General features: G+C 73.0%; 8 protein-coding genes. 5 read left to right on the top strand and 3 right to left on the bottom strand.

Annotated features, from left to right (window positions below):
* Positions 1-26 precede the first annotated feature (26 nt).
* From E1281_RS32965 to E1281_RS32955, 3 genes are read right to left on the bottom strand one after another with little or no spacing between them, the layout of a single operon-like run.
* Positions 27-1,025 carry an ABC transporter permease gene (locus tag E1281_RS32965; RefSeq protein ID WP_131883628.1) on the bottom strand — a complete coding sequence of 333 codons (999 nt, stop codon included), beginning with the start codon at positions 1,023-1,025 and terminating at the stop codon, positions 27-29.
* Positions 1,022-2,113 (bottom strand): ABC transporter permease, encoded by a 1,092-nt coding sequence (locus E1281_RS32960; RefSeq protein WP_131883627.1) that lies wholly within the window; start codon positions 2,111-2,113, stop codon positions 1,022-1,024. Before E1281_RS32960 ends, E1281_RS32965 begins: the two co-directional genes overlap by 4 nt.
* 4 nt (positions 2,114-2,117) lie before the next feature.
* Complete coding sequence (locus tag E1281_RS32955) at positions 2,118-3,671, bottom strand: sugar ABC transporter ATP-binding protein (protein WP_131883626.1); 1,554 nt, start codon at positions 3,669-3,671, stop codon at positions 2,118-2,120.
* 299 nt (positions 3,672-3,970) lie between these two features.
* On the opposite strand from E1281_RS32955, the gene E1281_RS32950 reads away from it, so the two are divergent.
* From E1281_RS32950 to E1281_RS32930, 5 genes are all read left to right on the top strand, one after another.
* Positions 3,971-5,032: a substrate-binding domain-containing protein gene (locus E1281_RS32950; RefSeq protein WP_207943634.1), complete on the top strand. Its 1,062-nt coding sequence runs from the start codon at positions 3,971-3,973 to the stop codon at positions 5,030-5,032.
* Positions 5,029-5,742 carry a (Fe-S)-binding protein gene (locus E1281_RS32945; protein WP_131883625.1) on the top strand — a complete coding sequence of 238 codons (714 nt, stop codon included), beginning with the start codon at positions 5,029-5,031 and terminating at the stop codon, positions 5,740-5,742. The genes E1281_RS32950 and E1281_RS32945 overlap by 4 nt, the downstream gene beginning before the upstream one ends.
* 80 nt (positions 5,743-5,822) lie before the next feature.
* On the top strand, positions 5,823-7,244 hold the full coding sequence (locus E1281_RS32940) for a LutB/LldF family L-lactate oxidation iron-sulfur protein (RefSeq protein WP_207943635.1): 1,422 nt from the start codon (positions 5,823-5,825) through the stop codon (positions 7,242-7,244).
* Positions 7,241-7,861, top strand: a complete 621-nt coding sequence (locus E1281_RS32935; RefSeq protein ID WP_131883623.1) for an LUD domain-containing protein — start codon at positions 7,241-7,243, stop codon at positions 7,859-7,861. The genes E1281_RS32940 and E1281_RS32935 overlap by 4 nt, the downstream gene beginning before the upstream one ends.
* On the top strand, positions 7,858-9,285 hold a 1,428-nt coding region (locus tag E1281_RS32930), incomplete at its 3' end, for a rhamnulokinase family protein (protein ID WP_131883622.1). The genes E1281_RS32935 and E1281_RS32930, both read left to right, overlap by 4 nt.

Genomic DNA, 9,285 nt, shown 5'->3' with positions numbered 1-9,285 from the left:
GCTTCGGGGTGGGATGGGGCTCGCGGCTAGGGCGCGGCGGCGGGGGTCGCGGGTCGCGCGCCCCGCCGCCTGCCTTGGGCCTCGCGCACCACGGCGATCAGCCGCGGCGTGAGGACGCTGATGATGAGGAGCAGCCCGGTGACGATCGACTGGACCTCGGTGGGGACGTCGTTGAGCATCAGCAGGTTGCGGAGCAGGCCGACCAGCAGCACCGCGGCGATGACGCCGGCGAGGGTGCCCTTGCCGCCCTCGAAGTCGATGCCGCCGAGCAGCACCGCCGCGATCACGGCCAGTTCCAGGCCGATTCCGTTGTCGGCGCGGGCGCTGCCGTAGCGGAGCGTGTAGACGATGCCGGCGAACCCGGCGACCAGGCCGGACACCACGAACAGGATCAGCTTGATGCGCTTGACCCGGATGCCGGCGAAGTAGGCGGCGTCCTCCTGCGCGCCGATCGCGAACAGCGACCGTCCGATGCCGGTGGCGTGCAGGACGACGCCGGTGGCGATGGCGAGCAGGACGAACAGCGCGATCGGGTACGGGATCGGTGTGCCGGGGACGGTCGAGGTCGCGAGGTCGGTGTAGGTGAACGGGAACTCGGAGATCGCGCCGGTGCCGAGCGTCACGTACGCGAGGCCCCGGTAGAGGGTCATCGTGCCGATCGTGACGGCGAGGGACGGCAGCCCCAGCCTGGTGACGAGCAGCCCGTTGACCAGGCCGCAGACCACGCCGACGACCAGCACCAGCGGGATGATCGTCTCGATCGCCATGCCGTTGTCCCACATCATGCCGGTCAGCGCGCTGCTCAGCCCGAGGACGGAGGCGACCGACAGGTCGACCTGCCCGCACACGACCAGCAGCGTCATCGGCAGCGCGATCAGCGCGATCTCGCTGAGGTCGAGCAGCGCGAACGAGAGGTTGCCGCCGCCGGTGAAGTCGGGCGAGAACCCGGCGCCGCCGAAGAAGACCACGATCAGCAGCACGGTGATGGCGGTCTCCCACCGCACCAGATGTCCCAGGCGGCTCATGACTCGCCCTTCCCTTCGGACGGCGCGGGCACGTCCTGGTGCACGGTCGACTCCAGGGATCGTTGTCTCAGCGCCCGGGTGACGCGGAGCGCGAGCAGCCGGTCGACGCTGATGGCCAGCAGCAGGAGGACGCCGGTGATGGCCTCCTGCCAGAACGGGTTGACCTTGAGCACCACCAGCACGCTGCCGATGGTGGTGAGCAGCAGCGCGCCGAGCGCCGCCCCGTAGACGGTGCCGACGCCGCCGGTGATCGCGACGCCGCCGACGACGACGGCGGCGACGACCGTCAGCTCCCAGCCGTTCGCGGCGTCGGCGACGACGGTTCCGAACCGGGAGAGCCACAGCACCCCGGCGAGGCCGGCGAGCGCGCCGCTGACCAGGTAGGCGGTGAGGATGCGGCGGCGGATCGGCACGCCGGCGAGCATCGCGGCCTCGGGGCTGGACCCGATCGCGTAGAACTCGCGCCCGGACGAGTAGGAGCGCAGGTAGTAGCCGGCGGCCAGCATCACGGCGACCGTGATGATCGGCAGGTAGGGGATGCCGAGGACGCCGTCGCTGCCGAGGCCGAGGACCGAGGCCGGGAGCTCGGAGGCGCTGATCTGGTCACCCTGGGCGATGCGGTAGTCGAGCCCTTGGATCACGTAGAGGGTGCCGAGGGTGACGACCAGGGAGGGGACCCGGCAGAAGCTGACGAGCAGGCCGTTCACCAGCCCGCAGGCCAGCCCGATGAGGACGCCGACCAGGAGGACCAGCACGACGTTCCGGTCGCCGCCGGAAGCGAACCTGCCCGCGGAGAAAGCGACGAGCCCGACGACGGAGCCGACCGACAGGTCGATGTTGCGGGTGACGACGACCATGCTCTGCCCGACGGCGAGCAGGACCAGGATCGAGGCGTTGAGGAAGATGTCCCTCAGTCCCTGCTCCGACAGGAACCGCGGGTTGGCGATCGTGGTCCCGACGACGAGGACGATCAGGGCGCCGAGGATGCTCAGCTCGCGGGCGCGCAGCACGAGTTCGACCAGGCGCCGCCCGCCTCCGCCGGCGCCGCCGGATCCCGGCCTGGCCGGTGACTGGGTGAGTACGGTCATCGGCTCAGGCCGCCCTTCCGGCGCCGGTCCGGCCGGTCGCGGCGGCCATCACGCTCTCCTCGGTCGCGTCGGCGCGCGGGATCTCGGCGGCGAGCCGGCCCTCGTGCATCACCAGGACGCGGTCGGCCATGCCGATCACCTCCGGCAGGTCGGAGGAGATCATCAGGACCGCGAGGTCCCGCGCGGCCAGTTCCGACAGCAGCCGGTGCACCTCGGCCTTGGTGCCGACGTCGATGCCGCGGGTCGGCTCGTCCACGATGAGGACGTCCGGCTCGGTGGCCAGCCACTTGGCGAGCACGACCTTCTGCTGGTTGCCGCCCGACAGGACGCCGACGAGGTCGGTGAGCCTGGAGTACTTGAGCTGGAGCCGCAGCCCCCAGTCGGCGGCGCGGCCGCGCTCCACCTTCCGGGAGATGAGCCCGCCGCGCCCCGTCTCGCGGCGCAGCGTGCGCAACTGGGTGAGGCCCATGTTGCGTTCGATGGACATGCCCATGACCAGGCCCTGCTGGCGCCGGTCCTCGGGGACGAGCGCGAGCCCCGCCGACATCGCGGCGGTCGGGCTGCCCGGGGGCAGCGGCCGGCCGGTGACCTCGACGCTCCCGGCGTCCCAGCGGTCCACGCCGAAGATCGCGCGGGCGACCTCGCTGCGGCCGGCGCCGACCAGCCCGGCCAGGGCGACGATCTCGCCGCGGCGGACCTCGAAGGAGATGTCGGTGAAGGCGCCCTCGCGGGTCAGCCGGGAGACCTTCAGCGCGACCTCGCCGGGCGTCACGTCCTGCTTGGGGTAGAGGGCGTCGAGGTCGCGGCCGACCATCCGGCGGACGAGGTCGTCGGGAGTGAGGTCCGCCGTCAGGTCGGTGCCGATCAGGGAGCCGTCGCGCAGCGTGGTGACCCGCCGGCACAGCTCGAAGATCTCCTCCAGCCGGTGCGAGATGAACAGGACGGCGCAGCCGTGCTCGCTCAGCGTGCGGGTGACCGTGAACAGCCGGGCGACCTCCTGGCCGGTGAGCGCGGCGGTCGGCTCGTCCATGATGAGGACCCGCGCGTTCCGGGAGATGGCCTTGGCGATCTCGACGACCTGCTGGTCGGCGATCGACAGGCCGCGGGCGGGCGCCTCCGGGTCGAGCGCGACGCCGAGCCGTTCGAACAGCTCCGCGGTCTCGGCGCGCATGGCGCGGCGGTCGATGCGGCCGAGCCCCGAGAGGCGGCCGCGGGCGCGCGGCTGGCGGCCCATGAAGATGTTCTCCGCGACCGACAGGTCGGGGAACAGGGTGGGCTCCTGGTAGATCACGGCGACGCCGGCGTCCTGCGCGTCGGCGGGCCCGCCGAAGGTCACCGGCTCACCGTCGACGTGGACTCCGCCCGCGTCGGGGCGGTGGACGCCTGCGAACGTTTTTACCACTGTGGACTTGCCCGCGCCGTTCTCTCCGGCCAGGGCGTGGACCTCGCCCGCGTGCAACTCCAGGGTGACGCCCTGCAGTGCGCGCACTGCACCGAACGACTTACTCACGTTCACCAGTGCCAATGTCGGCGGCGCCGACCGGCCGGGTGCGCCCATGGCGGCCCTCCTCGCGGGGCTGGTCTATGACCGGCATGTGAAAAACGTTTTAACGTGACGTTGCGGAGGACGCTAGAGTCACGCCTCGCGGCCGTCAAGAGGCAACCTGCTCGAAGATCGCGGCCCATCCAGCCGAATCCCCCTTGGCACAGGGCCGGAAGAGGTTTCTGAAGTTCACGCCGACCGGTCCCCGCCAACGACTCGGACACCCCCAGCGCACCGCGAGCGGGCTTGACACGTTTTAATTCGATGACCAGAGTGAATCGGCATATCCAGCGGACGGACCGGGGGCACACAGATTGAGCGCAGACGACACTGGACGCGCCGGATCCCTGAGCCGGACGGTCGGCATCAAGCAGGTCGCGGCGAGCGCCGGCGTGTCGCCGGGCACCGTGTCCAACGTGCTCAACCGCCCCGAGCGGGTCGCCGACGCGACCCGGGTCCGGGTCGAGAAGGCCATCCGCGAGCTCGGGTTCGTCCGCAACGGCTCGGCGTCCACGCTGCGCGCCGGGCACAGCAGCACGATCGGGCTGATGGTCCTGGACCTCGCCAACCCGTTCTTCACCGACGTCGCCCGCGGCGTCGAGGACACCGCCAGCGAGCGCGGCTACGCGGTGATCCTGTCGTCGTCCGGCGAGTCGGACGAGCGGGAGCAGCGCAACCTGCGGGTGTTCGCCGAGCAGCGGGTCCGCGGCGTCCTGCTGACCCCGGTCGGCGACGACGGTGAGGCCGCCGACCGGCTCCAGGAGCGCGGCGTCCCCGTGGTGCTGCTCGACCATCCGACGCCCCGCGCGAACCAGTGCTCGGTCGCCGTCGACGACGTCGCCGGCGGCGAGCTGGCGGTCGGCGAGCTGCTGGACGGCGGGGCCCGCTCGCTGGCCTTCGTCACCGGCCCGAACGTGCTGCGCCAGTGCGCCGACCGCCGCAAGGGCGCGCTGCGGGGGCTGCGCGCCGCCGGGCTCGGCCGCGAGGTGCTGCGCGAGGTGCCGGTCGGGGCGATGAACGCCAGGTCCGGGCAGGAGGCGGCACGGCGGCTGCTGGAGGCCGGCCCGCCGCTGCCCGACGCGATCTTCTGCGCGAACGACCTGCTCGCGCTCGGGGTGCTGCGCGTGCTGCTGCAGGCGGGGCTGAAGGTACCGGCCGACATCGCGCTGATCGGGTACGACGACATCGAGTTCTCGGCGGCGGCCGCGGTCCCGCTGAGCTCGATCAGGCAGCCCACCTACCAGCTGGGCCGGATCGCGACCGAACTGCTGCTGGAGGAGTGCGACGAGTCGGGCGGGCACGCCCACCAGCAGGTCATGTTCCAGCCCGAGCTGGTCGTCCGCGAGTCCAGCCGCCCTCCCGGAGTCGCTCCATGAAGGTCGCTCTGTTCGTCACCTGCGTGAACGACACGCTGTACCCCGAGACCGGCAGGGCCATGGTGCGGCTGCTGCGGCGCCTCGGCCACGACGTCGAGTTCCCCGAAGGGCAGACCTGCTGCGGGCAGATGCACCTCAACACCGGGTACCGGCGGCAGGCGCTCCCCCTGGTGAAGGGCTTCGCCGAGACGTTCGAGCCCTACGACGCGGTCGTGACGCCGTCCGCGTCGTGCGCCGCGATGATCCGCGACTGGCATCCGAAGCTCGCGCCGCGGGCCTCCGGGGTGGCGTCGCGCGTGTACGAGCTGTCGGAGTTCCTCGTGGACGTGCTGGACGTCACCGACGTCGGCGCCTACTTCCCGCACCGCGTCACCTACCACCCCACCTGCCACTCGCTGCGGATGCTGCACGTCGGCGACCGCCCGCTGCGGCTGCTGCGCGAGGTCCGCGGCATCGACCTGGCCGACCTGCCGGACGCCGCCGAATGCTGCGGGTTCGGCGGGACGTTCGCGCTGAAGAACGCCGAGGTGTCGGCCGCGATGTGCGCGGACAAGGTCACCGCCGTCCGGGAGACCAGGGCCGAGGCCCTGTGCGCGGCCGACAACTCCTGCCTCATGCACATCGGCGGAGCGCTCACCCGCACCCGCGCCGCCGTGCGGACCGTCCACCTGGCCGAGATCCTCGCCTCCACCGAGGAGGACCTGAAATGAGCGAAGCGAACCGGGGGGCGCGGGGGGTCGTCCCCCCGCAGGAAGCAGGGAGCCCATCGGCGATGCCGACGTACATCGGGATGCCGTCGTTCCCCGACGCGGCGCGCCGCGCGGTGGCCGACGCGCGGCTGCGCGGCAACCTCGCCCACGCGACCACCACGATCCGGGGGCGGCGCGCTTCCGCCGTCGCGGAGCTGGACGACTGGCCCGCGCTGCGCGAGGCGGGCAAGCAGATCAAGGACCATGTCCTGGAGAACCTCGGGCACTACCTCCGCCTTCTGGAGGAAAAGGTCACCGAGGCGGGCGGGACCGTCCACTGGGCGAGGGACGCCGACGAGGCCAACCGGATCGTCGCCGGCCTGGTGAAGGCGACAGGCGAGACCGAGGTCGTCAAGGTCAAGTCGATGGCCACGCAGGAGACCGGCCTGAACGAGTTCCTCGCCGGGGAGGGCGTCACCGCCTACGAGACCGATCTCGCGGAGCTGATCGTCCAGCTCGGGGACGACCGGCCGTCGCACATCCTCGTCCCGGCCATCCACCGCAACCGGGCCGACATCCGCGACATCTTCCTGCGCGCGATGGACGGCGTCCCGGAGGGGCTGACCGACTCCCCCGCCGAACTGGCCGAGGCCGCCCGCCGCCACCTGCGCGCCAAGTTCCTGTCGGCGAAGGTCGGCGTGTCGGGCGTGAACTTCGCCGTCGCCGACACCGGCACCCTCGTCGTCCTGGAGTCGGAGGGCAACGGGCGGATGTGCCTGACGCTCCCCGAGACGCTGATCTCGGTGATGGGCGTGGAGAAGCTCGTCCCGAGCTGGCGGGACCTGGAGGTGTTCCTTCAGCTGCTCCCGCGCTCGTCCACGGCGGAGCGGATGAACCCCTACACCTCGACCTGGACGGGCGTCTCCCCCGGTGACGGCCCGCGCGACTTCCACCTCGTCCTGCTGGACAACGGCCGCACCGCCACGCTGGCCGACGGGGTGGGCCGGCAGGCGCTGCGCTGCATCCGCTGCTCCGCGTGCCTGAACGTGTGCCCGGTCTACCAGCGCGCGGGCGGTCACGCCTACGGGTCGCCGTACCCTGGGCCGATCGGCGCGATCCTGTCGCCGCAGATCAGGGGCATCGGGTCGGACGTGGACGCCTCGCTGCCCTACGCGTCGACGCTGTGCGGGGCGTGCTTCGAGGCGTGCCCGGTCGCGATCGACATCCCGGAGGTGCTCGTCCACCTGCGGGCCCGCGCCGTCGAGAAGGGCCCCCGCCATCCCCTCGAACGGGTGGCGATGGCGGCGGCCGGGTGGACGCTGCGCTCCCCCACCCGGCTCGGGCTCGCGCAGCGCGCCGCGTCCGCGAGCCGCCGCGCCGTGGCGCGCGGCGGCCGGATCCGGCGGCTGCCCGGCCCGCTCGGCGCGTGGACCGAGACGCGCGACGCCCCCGCGCCGCCGCCGGAGTCGTTCCGCGCCTGGTGGGCCCGCACGGACGGCGGGCGGAAGGAGGGGGGCACGTGAACGCGCGCGAGGAGATCCTCCGCCGGATCGAGGACGCAACGCCGGCCCGGCCGGCCGCCGAGGTCGCCGCCTCCTACGACCGGATCGACCGCGGTTACCTCCGGCGCCACCACGACGAGGGCGTCCTCGACCTGTTCGCCGAGCGGGTCGCGAACTACAAGGCGACGGTCCTGCGGGTTTCCGCACCCGACGTGGCCGGGACGGTCGCGGAACGGCTCGCGGCCCGTCCCGGCTCCTACGGCGTGCCCGGCGGCCTCCCCGGGGAATGGCTCGCGGCGGCGGACGCCCCGCTCGTCCGGGACCCCGGCGTCGCGTCGCTGGACGGGCTGGCCGGCGCGGTCACCGGCTGCGCCGCCGCGATCGCCGAGACCGGGACGATCGTCCTCGACCACGGCGCCGCCCAGGGGCCGCGCGCCCTGTCGCTCGTGCCGGATTACCACCTGATCGTCGTCCTCGCCGGCCAGGTCGCGCCGGACGTGCCCGAGGCCCTGGAGCGGCTCGACCCGGACCGGCCGCTGACGTTCGTGTCGGGGCCGTCGGCGACGAGCGACATCGAGTTGTCACGCGTGGAGGGCGTGCACGGTCCCCGCACTCTGGAGGTGCTGGTCGTCGGATGAACGAAGCGACCTTCGCGGCCGTCGATCTGGGGGCGTCCAGCGGGCGGGTCATGGCCGGACGCGTCGGCCCCGGCACGCTGGAACTGGACGAGATCCGGCGCTTTCCCAACCGCCCCGTCAGGGTCAACGGCACTCTGCACTGGGACATCCTCGGGCTTTACGGCAACGTCCTGGACGGCCTGCGCTCCGCCCCGTCCGGCGTGGCCTCGGTCGGCATCGACTCGTGGGCCGTCGACTACGGCCTCCTGGACGCGGACGGGCGCCTGCTCGGGAACCCCGTCCACTACCGCGACTCCCGCACAGACGGCGTCATGGACCGGGTCCGCGCCGAACTCGGCGACGGCCTCCTCTACCAGGCGTCGGGCCTCCAGTTCCTCCCGTTCAACACGATCTACCAGCTCGCCGCGGACGACCTGTCCCGGGCGAGCACGCTTCTCCTGATCCCCGATCTCCTCGCCTACTGGCTGACGGGCGAGACCGGCGCGGAGCGGACCAACGCGTCCACGACCGGCCTCCTGGACGTCCGCGAGGGCACCTGGTCGCGAAACCTCCTGTCCCGCCTGGACCTGCCGGAGAAGATCCTTCCGCCCCTGCGGAACCCGGGCGAGGTCCTCGGGCCGCTCCGCGGCGACGTGGCGGCCGAGACCGGCCGCCCCGGCCTCGCGGTCGCGGCCGTCGGTTCCCATGACACGGCCTCGGCAGTCGCGGCCGTCCCCGCCACGACGGAGCGGTTCGCCTACATCTCCTGCGGGACCTGGTCGCTGGTCGGCGTCGAGCTGGACGCGCCCGTCCTGACCGAGGCGAGCCGCGAGGCCAACTTCACCAACGAGGGCGGCGTGGACGGGACGGTCCGCTACCTGCGCAACGTGATGGGGCTGTGGCTCCTCCAGGAGTCGCTGCGGACCTGGGGCGACGCCGACCTGCCCGCCCTGCTCGCCGAGGCCGGGCGGGTCCCGGGCCTGCGCCGCCTCGTCGACCCCGACGACCCGGAGTTCCTGCCGCCCGGCGACATGCCCGCCCGCATCGCCGCGCACTGCCGCCGCCGCGGCTTCCCCGAGCCGGCCGGCCGCGCCGAGACCGTCCGCTGCATCCTGGACAGCCTCGCGCTCGCGCACCGCGCCACGCTCCGAGAGGCGTCCCGGCTCTCCGGCCGGGAGATCGACGTGATCCACCTGGTCGGCGGCGGCAGCCGCAACGATCTGCTGTGCCGGCTGACCGCGGACGCGGCCGGCCTGCCGGTCGTCGCGGGCCCGGTGGAGGCGACCGCGCTCGGCAACGTCCTGATCCAGGCCCGCGCGCACGGCGCCGTCGGTGACCTGGCGGAGTCCCGCGCGCTCGTGGCCGGGACCCAGTCCCTCCGCCGCTACGAGCCGTCCGGCGACGAGTCCGCGTGGGCGGCCGCCGCGGGCCGCACCGGCCTGGAA

The sequence above is a fragment of the Actinomadura sp. KC345 genome, assembly GCF_004348515.1.
Taxonomy (GTDB): domain Bacteria; phylum Actinomycetota; class Actinomycetes; order Streptosporangiales; family Streptosporangiaceae; genus Spirillospora.
Note: the sequence above shows the minus strand (reverse complement) of the source record. Positions and strands in the feature narration are given on the sequence as shown.

Coding starts and splice junctions, on each gene's coding strand:
- E1281_RS32965 (WP_131883628.1), bottom strand. CDS start 1,025: ATGAGCCGCCTGGGACATCTGGTGCGGTGGGAGACCGCCATCACCGTG.
- E1281_RS32960 (WP_131883627.1), bottom strand. CDS start 2,113: ATGACCGTACTCACCCAGTCACCGGCCAGGCCGGGATCCGGCGGCGCC.
- E1281_RS32955 (WP_131883626.1), bottom strand. CDS start 3,671: ATGGGCGCACCCGGCCGGTCGGCGCCGCCGACATTGGCACTGGTGAAC.
- E1281_RS32945 (WP_131883625.1), top strand. CDS start 5,029: ATGAAGGTCGCTCTGTTCGTCACCTGCGTGAACGACACGCTGTACCCC.
- E1281_RS32940 (WP_207943635.1), top strand. CDS start 5,823: ATGCCGTCGTTCCCCGACGCGGCGCGCCGCGCGGTGGCCGACGCGCGG.